This window comes from Nostoc sp. 2RC (genome assembly GCF_014222165.1).
Taxonomy (GTDB): Bacteria; Cyanobacteriota; Cyanobacteriia; order Cyanobacteriales; family Nostocaceae; genus Nostoc; species Nostoc linckia.
This window is the reverse complement of record NZ_JACKZU010000087.1, coordinates 1-24,114: the sequence shown is the minus strand read 5'-3', so window position 1 is coordinate 24,114 and position 24,114 is coordinate 1. Positions and strand designations below refer to the sequence as shown.

Genomic DNA, 24,114 nt, shown 5'->3' with positions numbered 1-24,114 from the left:
CATTTGCCCCATTCCCCTCCTAATCAATATGTCAGTTGTTATGATTGCCCCGAACAATGAGGACAACCAGGTTTTTTTAAGACAACGTTGTGAGTTAGTTTTGTGCCGATTAAATCGAGGTGTAATAATTTTCCGTCAGTGGCGATGGGTAGACCGAGTAATATTTTGACTGCTTCCAGAGCTAGGTAACTACCAACTAACATCTGGCCTATGGGCAAGTTTTCTCGTAGTCTTGGTTGAGTACGGCGTTCTCGGTTGAGAAACTGCTCGATTGCTAACTCTGCTTCCGGAAGTTTGGCACAGGCCATAGCCCGCATTCGATAGCACAAATAGCAAGGGCCATCCTGAGAAAAAACCAAGGGGCCGATAGTTCCTTCAACACCAGCAGCACCACCTGGTAGTAATGCACGCTGCATTTTCAGGCATAGTCTATTCAAGCGATAGGCTAGATTGACTGATACTGCATCGGTGGCGACAATAACGAGGTCAACGTCATCAAGTAAAGCATTGATTGTTTCGTCGTTAGTTAAAGGATCTGTTACAACTTCAGTTCGGGTGACTCCTGCCATCGCCTCGATTTGTCGAGCTGCTTCCACACCTCGAAAAGCACCGATTTGATTAAATACCAAGCCTGACATCATCGAGGAATCCGATGCCACTGTAGAGGTATCATCGCACAGACGTAGAAAACCGATACCAGCACTAGCTAGATTTATTGCTGTTACTAGCCCTGAACCTGCAAGTCCAAAAACGGCAATTCTAGCTTTGGTTAAGTACTTGTGGACATCCTTTTGCTCGAAGCCGAGTTCATGATAAAGACCGATTTGAGGGAGTAAATAAGCACGACTATCTAAATCATTAACTGTATCTTCCAAAAACTCTTCTACTAAGCGATTGTCCATCAAAAACTCTAAACATTGATTTAATGAAGAATCTGTCAACTTTTCGCCGACGGTAGCACGTATTTCTCCTATTGTTCGGGAGCCGTCTAATAAAGGTAAAATAATCCTTTCTACGTCGTGCAATGCTTGACCTTTCACTGCTAGTGTTCGCCGCGTGGTCTTGAATATCATGGTTTCTTCGTCATGACAATCTGGCGGCATAACGCCAACAATGATATGTTCTAGTAGACGCAGGCGGCGATCGTCGTTTAATTTCATAGGCTTTTTCACAAGGCTGTTAACTGTTGACTGATGACTGTTAACCGTCAACAGTCAACACAAAATTCCATCACCTTTTAATGGTGTGATGAACTGAATTAGGGAACTCCAAAAAACAAATTATTCCGCTGCAAGTCGTTGATTGTTAACTGTGAACCCTTAACAGTTAACAGTCAACAGTCAACAACCTTCTAGAGAATATTTTTTTATTTGGAAGTCCCTTAGTACCCAAATCCGACTTCATCAGTGTCTTCTATGACACCAGATAGTGTTTTTTGATCGCGAAATCTACATCCACCACAAGGTCTACATCCACCACAAGGTCTACATCCGCCACATGGTATGCATCCACCACAAGGTCTACATCCACCACAAGGTCTACATCCGCCACATCCACCACATCCGCCACAACTAGCAAACCATCTTTGTTGAATCGTAGAGTCAAATACTCCTGAGGTTGCGAATTTTTCTAAAGCTGCTATTTCCTCATCAGACAACAGAAGTTGTTCTAGTTTGTCTGCTTTATCTATTAAACGCATTTCTAGTGTTGGTTGAGTTAGTGTTTTTTGTGCAAGCATGATTCCTTAATCCTTTGAACTTCAATTCTTTGATTGGTCTGTAAATCTGCATTCCATTACGGAAAAAACTTTGATGACCTTTTTGAGTCAACAAAATTTTCACCGTTGCATAGCTATTTCAACAAGTGAGTTGGAATAAATGACCAGAACATTGAACAACGCTTAATTTTGTTCAAAATTTTGCTGTAATTAACGTCACCAACCAATAGTGCAATACTGTTCAATTAACAGCATGTAGCTCCAGAAAATACCCCAATGAACGGGGAGTTGGGGGGCTTAGTTCTCTCCTTTTTCAGGAGGGTTCGGGAGGAGCGAATCTTAAGTGAACTGTATTAACTAATAGTCTTTTTGTGAGCCTTTAATTCTTATAACAATATCTGTTTCTAGAGCTTTTTATTCTTTCTCAAGAGGTATATTGTACTATAGATAACAATTTCATTCTGAACTAAGCCAGATGAAATTAAGTCTTGATAACACTAAAAAAAGCTACCATAGTGTGTCATTAAATTAAAAAAATCTTGAATATGAAATAATTTGAGAGTTAAAGTCGATTTTTCAATAATCAGATTACCTCCAGTAAAAATGTGACTCTATTCATTTATGAATACGACTTTAGTTAAGTAGTAATACTCCGATTATACGCAGAAGATTATCTCGTCAGACTAGTTGTGACTCAATATCTTATCAGACTTGGATTATAGATTTGAGATTAGTGCGATCGCCTGAATAAAAATAACCATACTACGATTATAAACAGGAGATTCTTGAATAACAATAATTGTTGAAAATTAAAGAAGTATCTTAATAAAAATCAGGTTGAATTCATGAGCGATTTCAGAGTTGGGTTTAAAGAGTACACTAGAGTTTTATTTCGTTCTCTACCCTTGTTATGGACAGCAGCACCTAAAGAAATGCTTGTCTTGGTTGCTGTCACTTTGTTACAGGGGATTCTTCCTGCTATCAGTGTTTGGATTACTAAACTAGTGGTGGATACTGTAGCAACAGCATTAACATCTGGCAAAGAATTAGGTAATGCTATGTTGTTACCTTTAGTAGCAGCATGGGTAGCAGCTTTATTATTACAAACACTTTTGTATCCTTGGATATTCGCACTTCAAGGAAATCTCAATGATAAGTTAACTGCTCATATCAGCTTATTATTAATGCATAAAGCTGATTCTTTTCCAGACTTGAGTCGTTTTGAAGATTCTCAATTTTATGATGAGCTACAACTTCTGCAAGAACAAATTAACTATAAGCCGTTGAATTTGCTGAATAATTTGGTTGAATTAGGTCGCTCTTTAGTAACTTTGATTGTTATTGTTGGACTACTAGTACCCCTAGCTTTTTGGATACCATTGGTAATTGGGATAGCAACTATACCTCAAATAGTGGTTTCTTCCCAGTATGGTAGAGCTATTTGGCTAACTTTATTTGAAAACAGTCCTCATGCTCGGAGAATGCAGTATTACACTTCAGTAATGCTCACGGACACCTATGCTAAAGAAATCAGGTTATTTAAGCTAGGTTCGTTTTTTATGGAGCGTTACCTGCAAGCATTCGAGTCTTTACATCAATCTATGCGTTATCTGAGGGGCAAGCAAGCATTTTGGTCATCTAGCTTAGCTATTTTGAGTACTTTAGGAAATGGTTTTTCTTTTTACTGGGTAGTAAATAAAGCTTTTAGAGGAGATTTCACCCCAGGAAGCGTACTTTTGTTCGTGCAATCATTGACTTATTTTCAGAATAATTTAGAAGGATTTGTTGGTAATTGGCTGGATTTGTTTGAGAATGTTCTCTACATGCAGAAGTTTTTCAATTTTCTCGATAGCCCAATTCCAATGCCATTGAGCATACCTGGAGAGAAAATACCAACTCCCATTCGCTCAGGTATTACTTTTGAGAAAGTTGACTTTTGCTACCCAGATGGTAGGCTGGCTCTCAAGGATATTTCTTTTACCCTTTACTCTGGGCAAACGGTAGCGATCGTAGGCGAAAATGGAGCTGGTAAAACTACTCTAGTTAAGCTGTTGACGAGGCTATACGATCCAACCACAGGAAGGATTCTAGTGGATGGTATTGACCTGAAAAATTTCAATTTAGAACAATGGCGGCAGCAAATTGCTGGAGTTTTTCAGGACTTTGGACACTATGCCCTGACCTTGGGAGAAAATATCGCTTTAGGCAACCTAGCGGCTTTGGAGTCTCCAGATATCCTAAAGTACGCCGTTGAAAAAGCTGATATCGCCAAATTAGTCGAGCATTTCCCCACAAAGGAAGATACGCCACTGGGTAAGCAGTTTGGCGGAACTGAACTTTCTGGAGGTCAATGGCAAAAGTTAGCTCTCGCTCGTGCTTTTGTCCGCCAACAAGCCCAATTACTACTTTTAGATGAGCCTACAGCCGCACTCGACCCCCGCAGCGAATACGATCTTTATCTGCGATTTATGGAGTTAGCAGAGGGCAAAACCACTATTCTCATCACCCACAGATTAGCTTCAGTGCGGATGGCTCACCGCATCTTAGTTCTCAAAGCTGGGCGTTTAATTGAAGATGGTACTCATCAGGAACTTTTACAGCATGGAGGTGAATATACCACGCTGTGGAATATGCAGGCACAACACTACGGTATTTCCGACCAGCAGTAAGGGACTTGCAAATCAAAAATAATCTAATTGAATAAAATTATACATAGAATCTCCGCTACGACCATTAATATGACTGTACCACTGGAGACAAAGACTATTGCTATGTATGAGAATTTTTCCCCAATAATCTACTTTTCCATTATTACAAGTTCCGGGAAACTGTAAATTTTCATTTTCAACTGTGTAAGTCCCTTTGGAAATAAATGACCTGTGATTTTCTTTAAAAAACCACTTTGCTACTTGTTGAGTATTATCACTTGTAGATGATGCAGTTATTACTGTTCCATCTGGGTAAAACTTTATATAATAAAAGCCACCCTTTGGATCTCGCTCTTGATAAATCCCATCGAAACGAATGAAATAATGTTGTGAAATAAATCCATGTAATATATTCTGAATTTCTACTTCTTCTCTGCTTTTTAGCAGTCTATAAGCTTCTTCTTTTAGTTGGTCTTCTGGGTCATACAATGCCTGTATAACAAGATTTAAACCTTTATCCCCATATTTTAGTGCTTTGCTTAAAGCGGCAATTCGATGTTCGATCGCATCAGTTGCTAGTTGATGTTTTACTCCCTCTATTCCTCCTAGCACTGCGGCATATACAGGAATTTGTTGATTTCCTAAAACAGCATCATACTCTCTAGGGTTATTTGAATTATTTGTCATTAAAATATACTAATGCAGATTATGAATTAGACCAATAATTCTATTTTAGCCTGTAAGTGTTTTACTTACTAAGTATAATTTAGTACAAAAAATGCTAGTAGTGAGTGTAATTCTAAAGAAAGTATTAAGGGGATACCCAGAGAAGATGGGTAGAAATTGGGTAGTTACCCCCTATTTTTCAGGAAGCTATTGAGCGATGATTATATGTATAGAAACCGCTGGCAAAGATTTTTAGCTGGCATTTAATAAACCGCATATAAAACAAAGCCCTGGATTTTTTCAGGGCTTTTTAAATTATAGATATTGGTATAAAATTGCTTGATGCTTAGAAGAATAACACCTCGGACGAGTTCTTAAACTTGGTGCAAAGATTGAACCAACAGACCATTAATCCTCCATCGGCCAAGTTTTCGATATCTAATATCTAATAAGTCTGGAATCCTTTAAACCATTTATTCAAAACTGTACTGATGGTTTTCTTGATTTGATGCTTGCGGTTCCACTTCTGGAATGCAATTTCATATTCTTCGCCTTTAATTTGAAAGGTATTCCAGACATCAAGCCCTACTGGCAATCCGCAGAATAGTAAAATGTACAGCGACCAAGAAATTCCGCCACCAGTGATAAAATCTATCAGTATCAAAAAGCCATTGAATATTGCATAATTGCCTAGACGTTTTTGAAATCTTCTCTTGCGGTAAGCGTCAAAAGCTTTTCGTTGTTGGCTTTGGCTTTGTTGCAATAACCAATCGCGTTCTGCTAATTTTAAAGAATCAGGTGAGATTTCTAACTCAGCAGCAATTTCTAATATCTGTTCGTAGGAAAATTCTTTGTCTTTATCATCAGCTTGACGAGCGATCGCTAGCTGTAGAATTTGTTGTACATCTTCTTGGTTATAAGAGCGGATGCTTTGAGGTTCAAAGGCCGTCATAATTCTGTTTCTGATAAAATTTTCAATAGCAACTTAATTATCCGACGGATTTTAACTAGCTACGCTAGTACTACTATTTCCATTATTCTTAGGTTAACAAATTTATTGTGGCAATAGGCAATAGGGAAAAGAACCTGCCTGAATAATCGGATTCTTTGCCCCTAATTTTAATTATGTAGATTTACCTGTTGCCTATTGCCTTGATGCCTATTGCCTTTTAGTTTGAACTTTTGGTTGTTGAAAAGCGTAAATATCTTGAATAACCTGTACCCAACCGTTAGCCACAGATTCGAGAATGCGATCGCCTTTTTCTTTAGTTGCGGTTGTAGCGTCACCAATCACTCCACTTTCACTGATATCTCGCGTTACCCAAGCCACAGGTAACTTGCCTTCCCAACTCAGTAAACTACTTTCTGTTGGTTCTGGTGGATACTCTGCAACGGCTTTTTCTAGCTGCACTTGTTCCGGCAACAGCGATAACATAATACTAGTTTCGGCATCTCCAGCGTGCATTCCCAGCGCTGCTTCTTTCGGTGTCAATAATTCTTTAGTAATATTAGGCACGCGCCAAGTAAACAGCGGAAATACCAAAAAATCATCATACTGGACGTGTAAATCCCGCGCCGCCATTTGCATGACTTGGGGTTGTCCGCCGTGGGAGTTCATTAACACTAATTTTCTAAACCCAGCACGGTAGATACTTTCTCCCACTTCCATAATGATTGCCGTTAGAGTTGCCGTGCTGAGGGTAATTGTGCCGGGAAAGTGCCAGTGTTCGTTAGATTTGCCGTAATAGAGGGTTGGTAAAGCATAAGCCGGAATACTAGGATCGAGTTTTTCCAATGCTTTACCCAGTACCCCCACACCAATAGCAGCATCTACAATTAATGGCAAATGGGGGCCATGTTGTTCAATTGCCCCTACTGGTTGGATAATAACCACATTTTCCTTATTTGGCATTGCCTGGATATCAGTCCAACTCAGATAGGGGAAAAATCTTTGTGGAGGGATGAAGCTGTGCATATTACTGAAATGTTTATATTTTAGGGTATGGGGCATGGGGAAAGGGAAAAGGGTAAAGGGGAAAGGGAAAAGGGTAAGGGGAAAAGGGGAAAGATTAAATTTATCAAAACAATCGGGTCTAAAAACTCGCCTTTTAAGGCGAAAAGTTAGGCGTGCGGGGTCTAAATCCCCGTTACAAAACTGCGCTTTTGACTTCCGACTTTTTTAATTTTTTTCCCTTTAACCTTTAACCTTTTCCCTCTTTCCATACCCATGCCCCATCAATAATGAAGACTCTCCAAATATCCGGATATTACCAGATGTACCAAAGCATAATAACGAAATAACAAGCTGTGACAGGGATGTAACTCAATGGTTGAAGAAAATGGATCGATTCGTACATTGTCGGTTGATATTGGTGGTAGTGGAGTTAAGGCGATAGTTTTGGACATTACAGGAAAGCCAATAACTGAAAGAGGACGTTTAGATACGCCACAACCTGCTACGCCTGAGGTTGTAATTAATGCAATTGCTGTGTTAGCGGCGGCGCAGGGTGACTTTCATCGAGTTTCCGTAGGTTTTCCCGGTGTGGTGCGGTGTGGAGTTACGGAAACAGCAGTAAATTTGCATCCAGATTGGATTGGCTTTGATTTGGAAACAGCGTTACTAAAACGCTTAAACAAGCCTGCACGAGTAATTAATGATGCAGATATGCAAGGGCTTGGGGCGATCGCAGGTAAAGGTGTAGAATTGGTGATTACTTTGGGTACGGGATTTGGTTCGGCTTTGTTTGTGGATGGAAAGCTGGTGCCGAATATGGAAATGGGACATCATCCATTTCGCAAAGGAAAGACTTTTGAAGAACAACTAGGACGGGCAGAGTTAGAAAAAATTGGTGATAAAAAATGGAATAAGCGTTTACAAAAAGCCATCGCATCTTTGCAACATTTGTTCAATTATGATTATCTATATATCGGCGGTGGTGAAGCCGTAAAAGTGAATTTTCAGTTACCTTTAAATGTAAAGCTTATCCCCAATATCACTGGTTTATTAGGCGGTATTGCTTTGTGGAGAGATGAAAAAAGGTAACATGTTTTGCCATATTTACAGCAAAGTATTCTCAGTACAATGCTTCTTTAATTCCTGAAAAAGTCTGTTTGGATCGGGTTGTACATGGCTTTGCGTTGAATTTTTAACCTTCAATTGATGATGAATTTACGCAAAGCTGTAATCATAAGTAAAGTTGCTAAAACTAAATAATACTGCAACCAACACGATGTATCCATCAAGATAATATTGAAGGATAAAAAGTAGATAATCCTCTCCAAAGGAAGACAAATTATTGGGATCGAGAGCTTATCATTGTTGCCAAATACTACATCAATGAATGTTCAAAAAATTAACTCTGAAAATCCAATAGTATTTTTGCTTGCAGGATAAATATGATAAGGCTGCATCAGCATACCAAGCGTCAGCCAAAGATGACTAGACAAATTTGTGCGATCGCATTCCCATACGATCGCATAGTATGTTATTGTCTAAACCATTGATTTAGAAAAGATATCTTACAAGTTGATAGCTGAATCAAAGATAAAAAAAGCACAAAGACTAATGATATTAGTCTAATTAGGCAAAATGGGAGGGAGAAAAAATATTACATATAGCAGAATTGAGAATTTGGTAGTCAAAATTGGAAACTAAAACACGCTTTCTGGTTGGCTACTAGACACATATTTGTGTAATTCACTTTACTTTAAATCTGCTGTATGTCAAAAAATTACTAGTTGATTTTTTTATTGCAACAGTATCCAGTATCCCGGACAGCTGTACTGTTGTTTGTTAAAAGAAATATTGGTTTAACTAAAATGAACGACAATGACTGAAATTGGCCTGATGATGACGGGCGTTTTAACAGCAAGACAAGCATCTGGGCCTAATTTGCCAGAACAGCAATTATTTCAGATGGAACATGACATTAACCAGTCAAAAGGCAGTCAATTAGAAACAACTGCTCAAGTCACACCACCTGAATTCATACAAACAGATGCAAATTTGCACGCTTCTTTAAGAGGGATCGCGCTAGAAAAAGAACATACAGTTCAAAAAATTGACAATAAGAATCAGTTCACAGCTTCTGGTGGTTTAGTACAGCCTCAGAAATATTCTCAATCGGTAGGGGAAAATCCTACAAAGTCTGGGGGAAAATTTGATAAATATAGTACACAGCCTCTACCAACTCTTTATTTTGGTAGTTCTGGTGTGGCTGTCAGAGCTTTACAACGTCTTTTGGTCTCTAACGGATATACCGTTAGAGTTGATGGAATCTTTGGGGCGCTGACGGAAACTGCTGTCAAAGCATTTCAAAACCAGCGGAACTTAGCAGTGGATGGAGTCGTAGGTCAGCGAACTTGGCGCGCGCTAACAATTTAGTTGACAGTTGGGAGTTGGGAGTTAGGAGTTGGGAGTTAGGAGTTGGGAGTTGGGAGTTAGGAGTTGGGAGTTGGGAGTTAGGAGTTATAAAATTTTCATTCTTCATAGATTTTTAACTCTTCACTCCTCAATCCTCACTCCTAACTAAATTATCGGTACTTATGCTGCTCCAATAACTGTTGCGCTCTTGGCTTGTAAATTAAATAGAATAGAGCCTCTATATAACGCAACAAATCTTCTCGGTTTTCCTTGGAAGTAAAGTTCCAAAAGCCATAAATTCGTGCTAGTGATAACAGCTTGGTGGTGTGAATTTTCCAAGTATAGGTACTGTAAACTCGGTCAATGGCTCGCTGGGAAATTTCATTCCAATAATGTGAATTTTGTTCGCACTTAGTGATAAAGTCCACAATTATTGTTGCTGTTTCCTCTAAATTTGTCGGGTTAATGTAGAATCCATTAACTTTGTTTTGAATAATTTCTAGCGGCCCGCCAAACTGTGTAGCGAAGGTCGGTAATCCTGAAACCATCGCCTCTAAAATTGTTAAACCGAAAGCTTCAAATAAAGCTGGTTGGACAAAAATTCCTTGGTGGTCAGCAATCACTCGGTAAATTTCACCAGAATCAGTTTTGGACAAGCGCACGCCCAACCAGCGAATTTTTCCGTGGAGATTGTATTCGTCAATTATGCGGTAAAGTTTGACAATTTCATCTCGTTCTTCGTTGTCTTCGGATTCTTCTACACGCAACTTACCAGCCACTAAAATTAAGTTGCAATGTTCTTGTAATTCTTTACTTTGACCAAAGCATTCAGCTAAGCCTGTGAGGTTTTTGATGCGGTCAAGACGCGCCATTGAAAACAGAGGACGCTTGTGAGGATCGTCAAGTTTGCCAAAAATTTGGCCTGGGTCATCTAAGGTAAAAAGCATTTCAGCAAGGCGCTGGCCATCGCTTTCTACTCTATCTTGAGTCCTGGTGTAGGGAAAATAGTAATTTTCGTTGACTCCAGGCGGTACAACATTAAATTTGGGACTGAATAATTCAATGCCATTGGTTACATGGTATAACTCCGGCATGGTGAAGCATTTATAAGATTCGTACTGTCCCACGCTATCGGGGGTTCCCACAATTTCTTGGTAGGTGCTGCTAATCACAAAATTGGCAGCATTCATAGCAATTAAGTCGGCTGTAAATTGCAAGGAAAAATGATATTTATCTTCTAAATCTTGCCAGTAAAGGTTACTAAACAAGTATTTAGATTTTTCCAAAGCATGGGCAATATTACATTGCGTGACTTTCATCCGTCGCGCCAACAAAAATGCTACTAAATTTCCATCAGTATAGTTACCAACTATTAAGTCTGGTCTACCATGAAATTCTGCCCGTAGTTCTCTTTCAGAGTCAATGGCGAAAGTTTCCAGATAAGGCCAAAACTCAAACCGGGAAATCCAGTTTTGAGTCATATTTGGATTAAATTCCCGCAGAGGGACTCGCAAAATCCAAGCATTTTCTGTGCCATAAACTTTTTCTAGCCGTTGATTACAAAGGGTACCATCACTATTAGGAATCAAGCGGCTAAGAATAATCACTTTTGGCTGGACGTTCAATCCTTCTAAGCCAGCTAGAAAAACATCTTCTTGCAATTGTTTTTCTAGACTTTTTGCTTGGTCAAGGACGTAAACCACTTGACCGCCAGTATCAGGACGCCCCAAAACGCCTTCTTGTCCGAACCATCCGTGGGCTGACACCAGGACGATTCTAAAAATCATTGGAACGCGAGAAATGAAGGCTTCTAAGGTCTGGGGATCGGGAGAATCAATTAATTCATCGAGAATATTTAGAGTATCTCGCACGCGGGCTGCGGTATTACCCCAACCCGGTTCAAAACCCATTATTTGCAACTGGAAACGGAATTTTTCGTAGGGTTCATCATCGGGGCGATCGCTAACAAAGCCTATGGCTTTCTTAACTTGGTCGGAAAGTTGCTGCTGGGATTGGATGCGATCGTTTACCAGCAATTGTACGCCGTTGTATTGGTGTAAACGCAAGAAATTCAACAAGCTTTCTAGCAATTGTTTGGAGTCTTGAAATATTTTGCTAGAGAGATAGCGGTTGAGAAATTGTACCCCCTTACCAATATTTTTCGGGTCGCGGATAACTGGGGTGTAATCATAAAACGGGCCGAAATCCAACTCTAGCAGGTCGCCGTCGCTAGGATGATATTTATTCACCAGGCGATCGCGTAAATCTAGTAAATCCTGCACCGTCATCGGCTCAACACTCAAGTCTGACGTTAACCAATAGACTTCTTGACTGGCAATTTTAGAACGAATAATGAAACAGAAGTTTGAGTCCTCTTGAATAATTTCCTGAGTGTAGTAAATGAGTTTACTTAAGTCAGATGTAGTGTAAAATGCCTCAGGTTTCTGGTACTTGGAACAATATTCAGCGTATACATTGAGTATGTCATTTCGCAGCAAGTACTTCTTTTCTTGTTGGCGTAATTCACTAATAAAGGAACGCAAATCATTTTTTTCTTCACTATCTAAGACTGCTTGCAGCAATTCAGACATGGTAACTCCAGTGGATGACGATGTTTGCATTTAACTTTCAGTACTTTTGTCTAACTGCGTAGAAACAAACACAAAATCACACAGATAAAACATATTACCTGTGTATCTACGAGTATCTACTTTTCAGCAGCACTGAAATCATCTTGTACTTTACTTAAAGTATCTATTACTCAGTATTTTTGGCTCTCACCAAAGGAATACTATTGTTCTTTCTTTTGACAGATGTTGTTAAATAACTGATACAATCATTGGCGAACCAACTCTTATTATAATTTCCAATTCGTAATAAATTGTCTGTGAGTTATGAATTCTGCCATTGCTATAATTCTATTCTTCAAAAACCTGAAACAAAAGTTATTTTTTCGCTTCAACGTTAATCTGAAGTTAAACTTAGATGAATTAAAATCAACTTTTGATTTTAGCTCCACTCATCTTAATTCAGCTTAGTTATAATTTCATCATCAAGATTTTTCAATCAGGTCGATTATATGGCGGACAATACACACAACTTAACATCTTCTGACCACAGCGTAGGCAACATTATGATTATTTCTTTGCTTGCCTTTTGTGGTTTGACTTTCATCATTCTTTTAGGTCTCTTTTAACAATTGAAATTCCTTTCCAAAACAAAATTCTCACAGCTAAAATTCCCGATTTCTTACAGAAGTCGGGAATTTTATGTTTACAGTAGACCTCTTGCAAAAGTTACTTTTGCAAGAGGGGGAAAGGGAAAAGGTTAATGGTTCGACAAGCTCACCAACCGGGAAAAGGATTTTTATTTGCCCTTTACCCTTTACCCTTTACCCTTTTCCCCACTTCTGCAAGAAGTCTAGTATAATTCTGGGTTATTTAGTAAATAAAAGCCGTATTTTTCCTTAAAGGATGATTCATCCTAATTTTTTGCCAAAAATTATTGGACAGTCAGAATCTCAATGCTCCTCCAAGGATTTAGCACAAGTAAATCATCTTTCTTGACGCGAACCGTCAGTTAGTAAAGTTTGACGGAGTATTAATTTCAGGCGATGGATTTCGATGATGAATTGGATTTGTTGAGTCAGGCCGTTAATGGACACGGGAGTTTTTCAAAAACTTCAGATTACCTGATTGTACTTAAGCAAGTAAATTTGCTTATATACATATAATTACTTATATACTACATTAATGTATATCCTGGCTCAGTTTTGCTGAACTTTTAAGTCTATAAATAATAATAAGGGCGAACGATGGGACTCGAACCCACGAATGGTGGTACCACAAACCACTGCCTTAACCACTTGGCTACGCTCGCCATTCATTTACTGATTATAGCACTTATCTCAGGAAACGATCCAGAGTTTTTATTTTTGGAACGGATGAATTGCATTTAGAGTCTCTGGAATTTAACATTTATAATGACTTTCACTTAGGAAACATGAAACCGTTAACCATCATCGCGTATACTGGAGCAGCAGCAGGACTAGCCGCCTTAGGTGTGACAATGGCGAAGACTAATCCGAGTCAAGTTGCCTATGAAGAATATGCAGTGCAACGGTTGGCAAGCTACTTAAAAACCGATGTATGTAAAAAAACTACGAACTTCATCGAAAATTTAATTCGTTTTAATTGCGAGAAATTAGTGGATCGAGCTAACCCGCAAATGCAGGAAATTATTAATAGAACTACAGAACGGCAAAATTATATTTTTTTTAGTGTCTACCGCACAGATTTAAAGGTCAGTTCTTGGGTACCTGCTTACAAATTTGAAACGGTGGGAGCTTTCGATCAATTTTATACTTTTACTGCGGAACAGCAATAGGCAAGATAGAGAAGATGTATGTTAGTGATGGCGATCGCTAGTTCCTGGTGAGGTAGAATTTGGGGACTGGGGATAAGGGAGATAAGGGAGACAAGGAAAATAATTCATCAGTCAACAGTCAACCGTCAACCGTCAACACTCAACCGCCAACAATCATTACAACACCCAGTCCTTCACGTAAAATATGAAAACTGCTCACTGAAAGTTTAACCTTGCCTATGTCATCTGCATATCTGTTGGTATCTCACGGAAGTCGCGATCGCCGTCCAGAAATTGCTATGCAGGAACTTGCAAGGCTGGTGTGTCAGAAATTAGAAAAGAATCACAATCAAACAAGTGGCGAACATCTAGTAGGTATAGCTGCTTTGGAAATGAGTCAAAAGCCTCTACACCAACAGATTCAAGAATTTGCTAAGACTGCTTTTGGCTTTGATAAAGTGTCTGCAAATCACCATCGCCTCAAGATTGTACCGCTCTTTCTGCTGCCGGGAGTGCATGTGATGACGGATATTCCTGCTGAAGTAGCTTTAGCGCAACAGTCCACTGGTGAAGATATCACGATTGAATTGCAACCATACTTGGGTTCTCACCCAGATTTGAAAAAATTGCTCTGGCACCAAGTTGCTAAAATAGAAGCACAAGCATGGATTCTCTTATCTCATGGTAGCCGTCGCCCTGATTCTCAAAAACCAGTGGAAGCAATGGCGGCGAATTTGGGAGCGGTGGTTGCTTACTGGTCTGTAGCTGGTAGTTTAGAATCACGGGTGAAAGAGTTGGTTACTGCTGGTTATCGGGAAATTGCAATTTTGCCATATTTTTTATTCGCAGGTGGAATAACCGATGCGATCGCCGCCTCAGTAGAAACGCTAAAATTACAATTTTCGGCAGTAACTTTTCACTTGGCACAACCTCTAGGAGCAAGTGCAGAATTAGCCGATTTAATTTGGGATTTAACAGACAAATGAACCCCACAGTCAAAGAGAGGAACAAATATTTGGGAAAAGTTTATTTAGTAGGTGCGGGGCCAGGAGATCCAGGACTAATAACTCTCAAGGCGAAAGGTTTATTAGAATGTGCAGATGTAGTTATCTATGATGCTTTGGTAAGTCCAGCAATTCTAGCAATGATTAATCCTCTAGCCGAGCAAATTAACGCTGGTAAGCGCAGGGGAAAACATTCGCTGTTGCAAGAAGAAACCACTCAACTGCTAATTGATAAAGCTCAAGATTGTGCCATAGTAGTGCGGCTAAAGGGTGGCGACCCCTTTATTTTTGGTCGTGGTGGCGAAGAAATGGCAGAATTAGTCAATGCTGGGATTTCAGTAGAAGTTGTGCCTGGTATTACTTCGGGGATTGCGGCTGCTGCCTATGCAGGTATACCATTAACCCATAGACTGTATAGTTCTTCGGTAACGTTTGTAACTGGGCATGAAGCAACGGGTAAATATAAACCCTTAGTTAATTGGAGTGCGATCGCCCACGGTTCGGAAACTGTTGTGATTTATATGGGAATTCACAATTTACCTTATATTGTGGAAGAATTAACTCAGGCTGGGTTAAGTTTAGAAACGCCCATTGCTTTGGTACGCTGGGGTACGCGCCCAGAACAAGAAGAATTAATTGGCACATTAGAGACAATTGTCCAGCAAGTGGAAGAAACTGGATTTGGTGCGCCAGCGATCGCAGTCATTGGACAAGTAGTCAAAATGCACGATATTTTATCTGGTTGTCGTCCAGTTTAATGATTAGTGCAAAGCTACTGCCACTAACATGATAATAGGTTCACCACCCAAAATCTGATTATCTCTAACAATGTAAAGATATTCCGTTGCTTGAACCATTGCTGTTTTCAGAAATTATCATCACATTTTATTGTATCGTTTACTGTTTTCCTAAACCATTGCATTCTTAATATCATCAATCAACTCATCAATTCTGGATTGAGTGGTATTCCAAGAACATACAAAACGCGCTCCTCCCACACCAATAAATGTATAAAATTGCCAATTTTTGGCTTTTAAACTGTGAATAACTTGTTCGGGTAATTTGACAAATACTGCATTGGCTTCTCTGGGAAACATCAAATCAACGCCTTCTATATTTAATAGCTGATTTTCTAAATATTCGGCACATTGATTGGCATGTCTAGCATTTTTGAGCCAAGCACCAGTTTCCAATAAACCCAACCAAGGAGCCGAGATAAACCGCATTTTTGAAGCTAATTGACCTGCTTGTTTGCACCGATAATCAAAATCTTCTGCTAATGCTTTATTGAAAAAAATAATCGCTTCACCTAATGCCATTCCATTCTTAGTACCACAGAAACACAATACATCCACGCCAGATTTCCAACTAATCTCAGCAGGGCTTTTATTCATCGCGGCCACTGCATTGGCAAAACGAGCGCCATCCATGTGGATTTTTAAATTATGCTTTTTAGCAACTTCTTGAATTTGCAGAAGTTCTTCAATAGAATATAAAGTTCCTAATTCAGTTGATTGTGTGAGACTAATAACTTTAGGCTTCGGATAATGAATATCATTACGTCGAGTGACAATTGCTTCTATAGCTTGTGATGTTAACTTACCATTTTTTCCTTGAGCAAGTAGCAGTTTAGAACCGTTAGAAGCAAATTCCGGCGCGCCGCATTCATCAGTTTCAATGTGCGCTGTTTCATGACAAATAACACTATGATATGACTGACAAAGTGCCGCTAAAGATAAAGAATTTGCAGCTGTACCGTTAAAGGCAAAAAATACTTCACAGTCAATTTCAAAAAGTTCTCGAAAATAATCTGTGGCTTTTTGAGTCCATTCATCATTACCATAGGCTGGAACGCTACCTTGATTTGCCCTAAGCATATATTCCAGCGCTTCCGGACATATACCAGAGGAATTATCACTTGCAAACTGTTCTGAGGGGATAGTCATTATCTCTAAGTTAATTTTTATCAGTATTTTTTCCAATGTTAGTGAATATTTTTGCCAGACGACAACTCAAGATTTCGATGATACAAGGGTGCTATTAAGTAGGCCGATGTAAATAATTATTGTTGGGATAAGGCAGGGGGCAGGGAGCAGGGGGAGAAAGAGTTTGAGCCTTATTTACTTTTCTTTGCATAGTTTGGTTTTATTTCACCGACTTACTTAGCATTAATGGGGCATTTAGTCTGTGCTTGATGTTTCAGTTAAATCATTAACAGGACTTACGCAAAAATAACGTAATTCCGTCATTACGAGCGATAGAGAAGTAATCCTCCCTGACGCTGGGATTGCTTCCCTACACTCCGTTTCGGTCGCAATGACAATATCGGCGTTGCGTAAGTCCTAATTAATTTACTGATGTCCATAGAAAACTAGCGTCTGAGTCCATGTTTACCATCGCTGAGTCAACTACTAGGGGATTTCAGTCAAGCTGACATGAGACTTCTAAGAGAAGTGGGGAAAAGGGTAAGGGGTAAAGGGCAAATAAAAACCCTTTTCCCTTTCCCCCCTATGAGCAAAAGTAACTTTTGCAAGAGGTATAAGTAAGTCGGTGAAATAAAACCAAACTATGTAAAGAAAAGTAAATAAGGCTCAAACTCTTTCTCCCCCTGCTCCCTGCTCCCTGCCCCCTGCCTTATCCCAACAATAATTATTTACATCGGCCTACTTATTGGGGTATTTTGCGATGTTAAAGCTTTTAACTGAATATTGTGCTAAAAAAATAAAGTTTGCTAATTAAAATACTAATCATATACCGATGATATACTACACAATCCCCTGTCAGTAACTATGACATCACTATCGAGCATATTTGTCCTTTGTAATTTGTCAGAGCATTTTCCATTGGAAATTTGAGATTATATATACATTGACTTACAATGCAATCTGCTTCCTTAATGGCTAATAACTAATAACCAATGACTAATAACTAATGACCAATGACTGAACCATTAATTGAACTCAAAAGTGTTTCTAAGTCCTTTGGTAACCATAAAGTTCTAGATAATGTAGATTTAACAATTTACCGAGGAGAAGCACTAGGAATTATTGGCCCATCGGGGACTGGTAAATCGACAATTTTACGGGTAATCGCAGGTTTACTGGCTCCCGATACAGGAGAAATTTATGTTCAAGGAGTGCGACGAAAGGGTTTGATTGAAGATGGTACCGAGTCTGTTGGAATTGGTATGGTGTTTCAACAGGCGGCGTTATTTGATTCGCTGACAGTGGAGGAGAACGTGGGATTTTTACTTTATCAAAATTCCAAGTTACCGCGATCGCGCATTCGAGATTTGGTCAAAGAAAAATTAGAAATGGTAGGCTTGTCAGGAATCAGTGACCTTTACCCATCAGAACTTTCCGGAGGAATGCGAAAACGAGTCAGTTTTGCCCGTGCAATTATGGCTAACCCTGATAATCCTACAGAAGGTGCAGAAGTTTTACTCTATGACGAACCAACAGCCGGACTCGATCCCATTGCTTCCACAGTAATAGAAGATTTAATCCGCCGTTTGCAATGTACGCATGGAGTTTGTAGCACTTATGTTGTTGTTACTCACCAAGATAGCACTATACGCCGTACAACTGATAGACTTATATTTCTGTATGAAGGTAAAGTACAGTGGCAGGGTACAGTTAGTGAAGTATACAGCACAAAAAATCCTTTGATCGAGCAATTTATTAGTGGAAGTGTCAAAGGGCCGATTCAGGTCGTAGGTTAAAAAATTAGGAGTGAAGAGTTAAGAATGAAGAGTTAAGAATGAAGAGTTAGGAATGAAAAGTTAAGAGTTAGGAGTTAGGAGTTAAGAGTTAGGAATAGTTAGGAGTTAAGAGTTAGGAATAGTTAGGAGTGAAGAGTTAAGAGTTAAAAATTAAAAGTTAAATTCAACTCCTAACCCCTAACCCCTAACTCCAAACTCCTAACTCCTAACTCCTAACCCATAACTCCAAACTCCTAACCCCTAACTCCAAACTCCTAACTCCTAACCCTTAACTCCTAACTCCTAACTCTTAACTTTTAATTTATAACTAATTATTTGACGGAGGGAAAAATGCGAGGTTTGATGACAAGCCGCTTCGCGTCTGGGCGAACATTTAGAGAAGGTTCTGTGGGATTGTTACTGTTATTGGGGCTAGGAGTATTTGGAATACTCTTACTATGGATAAATAGATTAAATGCCACTAGCGGTACATACAAAGCTATTATCGAATTTGCTAACGCTGGGGGAATGCAAAAGGGAACGACAGTCCGCTATCGTGGCGTTAAGGTAGGAAATATTTCCCGGATTAAACCAGGAGCAAATGTCATTGATGTGGAGATTCAAATTGTTCAAAGAGACTTAATTATTCCCCGGAATGTAGTGATAGAAGCTAATCAAAGCGGATTAATTAGCGAAAGTATTATTGACATTACACCCAAAACAACGCTTCCTACTGGAGTTACCATCGCTAAACCTTTAGATAAAAATTGTGATTCGAGCCTGATAGTTTGTAATGGCTCTCGCTTAAAAGGGCAAGTTGGTATTAGTGTTGATGAACTCATTCGTAGTTCAACTGAACTCACCAATGTATACAACAATCCAAAATTTTATAAAAATGTCAATGGTGTTTTAGAAGCTACTACAGTTGCAGCAACTAGTTTTACAGATTTAAGTCAAGATTTAAGGGGTTTAACTAAAAGTTTGCGACAACAATTAAATACATTTTCAGCTACGGCTAATTCAGTGCAACGCGCCACTAATCAACTGAATGTATCTACCACTGAAACAGTAAATGAATTTGGGACAACTGCAATTCAAGCGAATCGATTGCTGAAGAACCTAGATAATTTGTTGACCACAAATCGTTCTTCACTAGTTACTGCACTGAACAATATTACTGAAACTAGCAATCAATTACGGGTGACGGTTAGTAGTTTATCGCCAGCTGTCAATCGCTTCACTCAAGGAGAATTACTCAACAATTTAGAAGCCCTTTCCAACAACGCAGCACAAGCTTCAGCTAATTTACGTGATGCTACTAAAACCTTAAACGATCCGAAGAATATTGTCGTATTGCAACAAACTTTAGATTCAGCAAGGGTAACTTTTGAAAACACCCAAAAAATTACCTCTGATTTAGATGAATTGACCGGCGATCCTACTTTCCGCCAAAATCTCCGCCAACTTGTAAATGGTCTAAGTAGTTTAGTCTCTTCTACACAAAATATGCAACAACAAGTGCAGGTTGCTACTACTCTAGATTCCGTCAAAACTGTTGTCAACAAACCAAATAATGTAATTCGTACCCCAGTAGTAATTCCAGAGCAAATATCCGATGGAAAACCGCTTTTCAAGTCGCCTTTACCAAATATTGAACCTCAGAAAAATCCACAGGTTTATGCAGTGAATCAACCTCCAACTTTTGAGAATAGTAACAATTCTCAAGTAATTCCTAGTCCATCTATCCCTAACTCATCCCAAGAAAATCTTTTGAAACAGTTGCGAGAATATGGTAAGCAACGCGAACAATTGAAGACGGAAAAATAAGCAAATATAAAAATAGGGACAGAGAAAACGAAGACATTTTCATTAGACTTTTTACGTTTTCTTCTGTGCGCCATTTATTGCAATATTGATTCTTCTGCTAATAATTCTGATGGCGGTTTAGCTTCCACAGCATTTTCAAAATCACCAACTTTTGAAAAACCTTCTGCTGCATCTTTAATAAAACCAGCTACAGGTACAGCGATTAACAACCCTAAAACTCCACCAATATTAGTACCCACAAGCAAAGCAACTAATACCCATATTGGTCGGATACCAGTTAATTTACCTAAAAGACGAGGGGCGATCGCCTGATCGATGAACTGGTCAATTACCACAGCTAGCACGAAAACTTTCACTGCTAACCACAAGTTATGTGAAGCGATGATTAAAGTTATGACAACAAGACTAACCACATCACCAAAGGGAATTAAGCTCAAAAGCCCAACCCCCAAACCAAATAGCAAAGCAAATTGCACTTGAAAAACTAAAAATACCAATGTTTCTGAAAATCCCATCAGTAAAGCCAAAGTTCCTTGACCAATCAAGTAATTTTGGAAATTTAGCTGAATCGACTGGCTGACTTTGGGAGCAAAACTTCCAGGTAATCTATTAAATAATCCCTCCCAAATCCTCGGCCCGTCTAACAATAGATAAAAAGCCAGCACTACAATAATTAGTGCTTCAGATATATTATCAATTGTATCAATAATAATACTTAAAAGTTTATCTGAAATAAACTCTAATTCATTGGGTAATTGGTCGGTAACTTTTGTGAATACTTGTCTGAAATTTACATTTAATTTATGACTAGAAAACCAGTGATTTAAAATCTCTAATTTTTCTTCGCTAGAATCAATCCATTGAGGCAAAACTTTAACCATCTCATTAAATTGTTCTAAAACAATAGGTAATAAAATAATACCTAAAGCTATAAAAACTACTGTTGCGATGATAAAAACTAAAGCTACCGCATAATTACGGTTAACACCTTGCCTTTGTAAAATTGAAACAGGGAAGTTTAAAATAAACGCCAGCAAAGTAGCCAATAAAAGAATTGTGACTACAGGTTGCAAACTTTGAAAAAGCCGAGATGCTAACCAAAAATTGAGAAAAACTATAGGAAATAGCAGCGTTAAAATTAACCATCTAAGTAGTTGACTGAGCGAAAAATTCATATTTAATCAATTTGGTAAAACAACAAAATCTTTCCCCATACCCCTCATTCTAGTTTTTACTCCAATTTTAACTTTCATTAAAAGCTAAAAATTGCTCATCATTTATCCTTCCTGCTTGATATAAAGTATTGGTAATCTCCGAAATAGTTAAAACTGCATGGCCGCGATAACCATTTTGCTGTAATCTATCTTTTACGCCTTGTTCGTGGTCGATAAATACTACAATGTCATTCACATTTAATCCTGCTGATTCTAGTTTTTCTGCTCCTTCCATCACACTTTTGCCACTGATGAGAATATCATCAACTACCACAACGATTTCACCAGGATGAAAATTACCCTCAATTACTCTTCGAGTTCCGTGAGCTTTTACTTCTTTGCGAGGAAAAATCATTGGACAATTAAGGCGTAAAGCCAAACCAGTTGCGGTTGGCAAAGAACCATAGGGAATACCTGCTAATCTATCAAAATTGAGGTTCTTCAAAATCTCCTCATAAGCAGTGAGAACTTGATTGAAAACCTGGGGGTTGGAAATAATTTTGCGTAAATCGATGTAATAAGGAAATACGGCTCCTGATGCTTGGACAAAATTACCAAACATAATGCAACCAATATCATAAAGTTGTAAAATCAAATTTTGTTGGGGATGTTGATTTAGCAAACAAACATCAGAAAACCACACAGAACAAGTAGAATTTTCGTGAATAATTTCAGTTTTGATTTGATTAATTTCTGTATGTAAAGATTGGATTTCCTGAGATAATTGTGGGCTTCCCAGCATATCTTGAGGAACAGGAATCAGCAAACCATCACCGTTAGTATTTAAGCCAGCTTCTAAAATTTGCCTCAGGTTTGCTCCCTCCGCCCAAATACTACGGGCCATAATTATTCTTTCAGGAGCAATTCCTCGAATAGTTGCCAAAACTTCAGAATTTGTAGTTCCTACTTCCAACCCCAATTGTTCTGGAGTTCCCCAATTTTTAGATTCTTTGACTATCTGTAAATAAAGAGGCGATTCCTTTGTGGGATACTGCTGTAAAGCTTCTGCTCCTGGATTAGAAGTGCAACATAAAATAAACACAGCTTTATCAGGATAGACCAAAAAAGGCACTACATGATCTTGTCCTGTATAGGGACTGAGAGTGATTGCATCTACTTGCCATTCTGTAAACACAGTCCGAGCAAAAATGTTACTGGTATTTAAGTCACTGTGTTTAGCATCTAAAATAACTGGGATGTGAGATGGAATAGCTGTTAAAGTTTTTTGCAGTAGTTGTAAACCGGGAATACCTAAAGCTTCATAAAAGCCAAGTGTCGGTTTATAAGCACAAACAAAATCGGAGGTTTGAGAAATAATAAATTCTAACCACTCACCCAAACCAGCAATGATATCTTCCGATTCATAACGAGTAGGCATCATCTCTGGATTAGGATCGAGTCCTACAAATAGGAGACTTTGATTTTGCAAAATATTTCGATTCAATTTATCAAAAAAGTTCATATTTTAAAATTTCAAAATACTAATATTCAAATTTCCAAAATCACATTTTTTATGTATCGAGCAATCAATGAATGTGCCAGTTATTACTCAAAATTATAAATCTTTAAATTCCTGCAAACCATTCGTAACCTTGATCCTCCCAATAGCCTTTAAAAGGGGATAAATAATTAGTCAGTGTAATTTGAATCACCCATTTACTTTGTTTGTAACCTAATTTAATTGGTGAAGCTAAACGCAGAGGCGCACCATTTTCTACTGGCAAAGTCTCACCGTTTTTTTGGTAAGCTAATAAAGTTTGGGGATGCAACACTGAAGCAATATCCCAACTTTCGTAATAGCCATCAGCTGATTTAAAGTAAGCGTATTGGATATTGGGTTTGGGTTGAGCAAGAGCAATAATTTCTTGCAAACGTACACCACCCCATTGAACGATCGCAGCCCAACCTTCCACACAAACATGGCGAATAATCATAGATGTTAGCGGCAAAGCTTGAATTTCTGCCATACTCAGGCTGAGAGGATTATTCACTTCACCATCTACAATTAAACGATACTTTTGTAAATCAATAATGGGATTATATCTAAAGCTATTAACTATTAATGCTTCTGGTTCAATTTCATGAATAGAAAATTCTCGTACAAGCTTTTGTGGTTGAAAGATTAACTTTTCTACTTTTTGATTGAGTGGTTCAGAAAGTTTACCCACAACATCTTCAAATATTGGTGTTCCACAGCCACCAAGGAGAAAACTGACTCCGGAAACTCCAGAGATTTGTAAAAAATTGCGGCGTGATAACTGCAAAGGTTTGACACCAAATAAGTTCATAATTTAGAAGTTAATATTTGTAACTTGTCGAGAGGGCAATAATAATAACTTAACAAGTACTGGCAATAGTTAAGTTTAGTCAATCTCATCAACTACAAGATTTATTTTATTAATCTTTAACTCATTCTCTCATGATTTGAAGAATACTTGACACAGCGAATTACTGCTACTAATTTCAGCGATGGGTTCTGTGTACGCCAATTTAATGCAGTATATATGTACTATAAAATAGCGATCGCGCTATGCCAGCTAGGTAAGTCCTGTATCGAAGTAGCCCCCAATTCAAAGCATCGCTGACTACTCAATACGGTTTGGGGAAGGG

18 protein-coding genes and 1 tRNA gene are annotated in these 24,114 nt (G+C 38.6%); 8 read left to right on the top strand and 11 right to left on the bottom strand.

Going from position 1 to position 24,114, the window contains the following annotated elements; translation table 11 throughout:
- Positions 1 to 38 precede the first annotated feature (38 nt).
- Entirely contained in the window at positions 39 to 1,160 is a 1,122-nt protein-coding gene (locus tag GNE10_RS12620; RefSeq protein ID WP_185565472.1) for a TOMM precursor leader peptide-binding protein, read from the bottom strand.
- A 221-nt stretch (positions 1,161 to 1,381) separates the two neighbouring features.
- Complete coding sequence (locus tag GNE10_RS12615; RefSeq protein WP_185565471.1) at positions 1,382 to 1,738, bottom strand: hypothetical protein; 357 nt, start codon at positions 1,736 to 1,738, stop codon at positions 1,382 to 1,384.
- An 824-nt stretch (positions 1,739 to 2,562) separates the two neighbouring features.
- On the opposite strand from GNE10_RS12615, the gene GNE10_RS12610 reads away from it, so the two are divergent.
- Positions 2,563 to 4,386 (top strand): ABC transporter ATP-binding protein, encoded by a 1,824-nt coding sequence (locus GNE10_RS12610; protein ID WP_185565470.1) that lies wholly within the window; start codon positions 2,563 to 2,565, stop codon positions 4,384 to 4,386.
- Between the two features lie 12 nt (positions 4,387 to 4,398).
- On the opposite strand, the gene GNE10_RS12605 is transcribed toward GNE10_RS12610, so the two are convergent.
- From GNE10_RS12605 to GNE10_RS12595, 3 genes are all read right to left on the bottom strand, one after another.
- Entirely contained in the window at positions 4,399 to 5,052 is a 654-nt protein-coding gene (locus GNE10_RS12605; protein WP_185565469.1) for a hypothetical protein, read from the bottom strand.
- Between the two features lie 424 nt (positions 5,053 to 5,476).
- Entirely contained in the window at positions 5,477 to 5,983 is a 507-nt protein-coding gene (locus tag GNE10_RS12600) for a 2TM domain-containing protein (RefSeq protein WP_185565468.1), read from the bottom strand.
- A 207-nt stretch (positions 5,984 to 6,190) separates the two neighbouring features.
- Entirely contained in the window at positions 6,191 to 7,006 is an 816-nt protein-coding gene (locus GNE10_RS12595) for a creatininase family protein (protein WP_185565467.1), read from the bottom strand.
- Positions 7,007 to 7,357: 351 nt separating this feature from the next.
- Between GNE10_RS12595 and GNE10_RS12590 the strand changes: the two genes are divergently transcribed.
- Both GNE10_RS12590 and GNE10_RS12585 read left to right on the top strand, forming a co-directional pair.
- Positions 7,358 to 8,074 (top strand): ROK family protein, encoded by a 717-nt coding sequence (locus tag GNE10_RS12590; RefSeq protein WP_185565466.1) that lies wholly within the window; start codon positions 7,358 to 7,360, stop codon positions 8,072 to 8,074.
- 786 nt (positions 8,075 to 8,860) lie between these two features.
- Positions 8,861 to 9,415: a peptidoglycan-binding protein gene (locus GNE10_RS12585; RefSeq protein ID WP_185565465.1), complete on the top strand. Its 555-nt coding sequence runs from the start codon at positions 8,861 to 8,863 to the stop codon at positions 9,413 to 9,415.
- A 149-nt stretch (positions 9,416 to 9,564) separates the two neighbouring features.
- On the opposite strand, the gene GNE10_RS12580 is transcribed toward GNE10_RS12585, so the two are convergent.
- Both GNE10_RS12580 and GNE10_RS12570 read right to left on the bottom strand, forming a co-directional pair.
- On the bottom strand, positions 9,565 to 11,985 hold the full coding sequence (locus tag GNE10_RS12580; RefSeq protein WP_185565473.1) for a sucrose synthase: 2,421 nt from the start codon (positions 11,983 to 11,985) through the stop codon (positions 9,565 to 9,567).
- 1,215 nt (positions 11,986 to 13,200) lie between these two features.
- Positions 13,201 to 13,273: transfer RNA gene (locus GNE10_RS12570), tRNA-His, on the bottom strand.
- 123 nt (positions 13,274 to 13,396) lie between these two features.
- Here GNE10_RS12570 and GNE10_RS12565 point away from each other — a divergent pair.
- The 3 genes from GNE10_RS12565 (at position 13,397) to cobA (ending at position 15,521) form a co-directional block, all read left to right on the top strand.
- Complete coding sequence (locus GNE10_RS12565) at positions 13,397 to 13,780, top strand: DUF4359 domain-containing protein (RefSeq protein ID WP_099065987.1); 384 nt, start codon at positions 13,397 to 13,399, stop codon at positions 13,778 to 13,780.
- A 218-nt stretch (positions 13,781 to 13,998) separates the two neighbouring features.
- Positions 13,999 to 14,745, top strand: a complete 747-nt coding sequence (locus tag GNE10_RS12560) for a sirohydrochlorin chelatase (protein ID WP_185565464.1) — start codon at positions 13,999 to 14,001, stop codon at positions 14,743 to 14,745.
- The gene (cobA, locus tag GNE10_RS12555; protein WP_185565463.1) at positions 14,742 to 15,521 is read left to right on the top strand and encodes a uroporphyrinogen-III C-methyltransferase; all 780 of its coding nucleotides are present in this window, start codon (positions 14,742 to 14,744) and stop codon (positions 15,519 to 15,521) included. The genes GNE10_RS12560 and cobA overlap by 4 nt, the downstream gene beginning before the upstream one ends.
- A gap of 150 nt (positions 15,522 to 15,671) precedes the next feature.
- On the opposite strand, the gene GNE10_RS12545 is transcribed toward cobA, so the two are convergent.
- Positions 15,672 to 16,709 (bottom strand): low specificity L-threonine aldolase, encoded by a 1,038-nt coding sequence (locus GNE10_RS12545; RefSeq protein WP_185565462.1) that lies wholly within the window; start codon positions 16,707 to 16,709, stop codon positions 15,672 to 15,674.
- 992 nt (positions 16,710 to 17,701) lie between these two features.
- On the opposite strand from GNE10_RS12545, the gene GNE10_RS12540 reads away from it, so the two are divergent.
- Positions 17,702 to 18,484, top strand: coding sequence for an ABC transporter ATP-binding protein (locus GNE10_RS12540; RefSeq protein WP_185565461.1), 783 nt, complete (start codon positions 17,702 to 17,704; stop codon positions 18,482 to 18,484).
- 330 nt (positions 18,485 to 18,814) lie between these two features.
- Positions 18,815 to 20,290, top strand: coding sequence for an MlaD family protein (locus tag GNE10_RS12535; RefSeq protein WP_185565460.1), 1,476 nt, complete (start codon positions 18,815 to 18,817; stop codon positions 20,288 to 20,290).
- A gap of 74 nt (positions 20,291 to 20,364) precedes the next feature.
- Here GNE10_RS12535 and GNE10_RS12530 read toward each other — a convergent pair whose 3' ends face one another.
- From GNE10_RS12530 to GNE10_RS12520, 3 genes are all read right to left on the bottom strand, one after another.
- A complete protein-coding gene (locus GNE10_RS12530; protein ID WP_185565459.1) occupies positions 20,365 to 21,465 on the bottom strand; it encodes an AI-2E family transporter in 1,101 nt (366 codons plus the stop codon).
- Between the two features lie 67 nt (positions 21,466 to 21,532).
- Positions 21,533 to 22,966: a bifunctional orotidine-5'-phosphate decarboxylase/orotate phosphoribosyltransferase gene (locus GNE10_RS12525; protein ID WP_099065978.1), complete on the bottom strand. Its 1,434-nt coding sequence runs from the start codon at positions 22,964 to 22,966 to the stop codon at positions 21,533 to 21,535.
- Positions 22,967 to 23,069: 103 nt separating this feature from the next.
- Positions 23,070 to 23,792, bottom strand: coding sequence for a molybdopterin-dependent oxidoreductase (locus GNE10_RS12520; protein WP_185565458.1), 723 nt, complete (start codon positions 23,790 to 23,792; stop codon positions 23,070 to 23,072).
- Positions 23,793 to 24,114 lie beyond the last annotated feature (322 nt).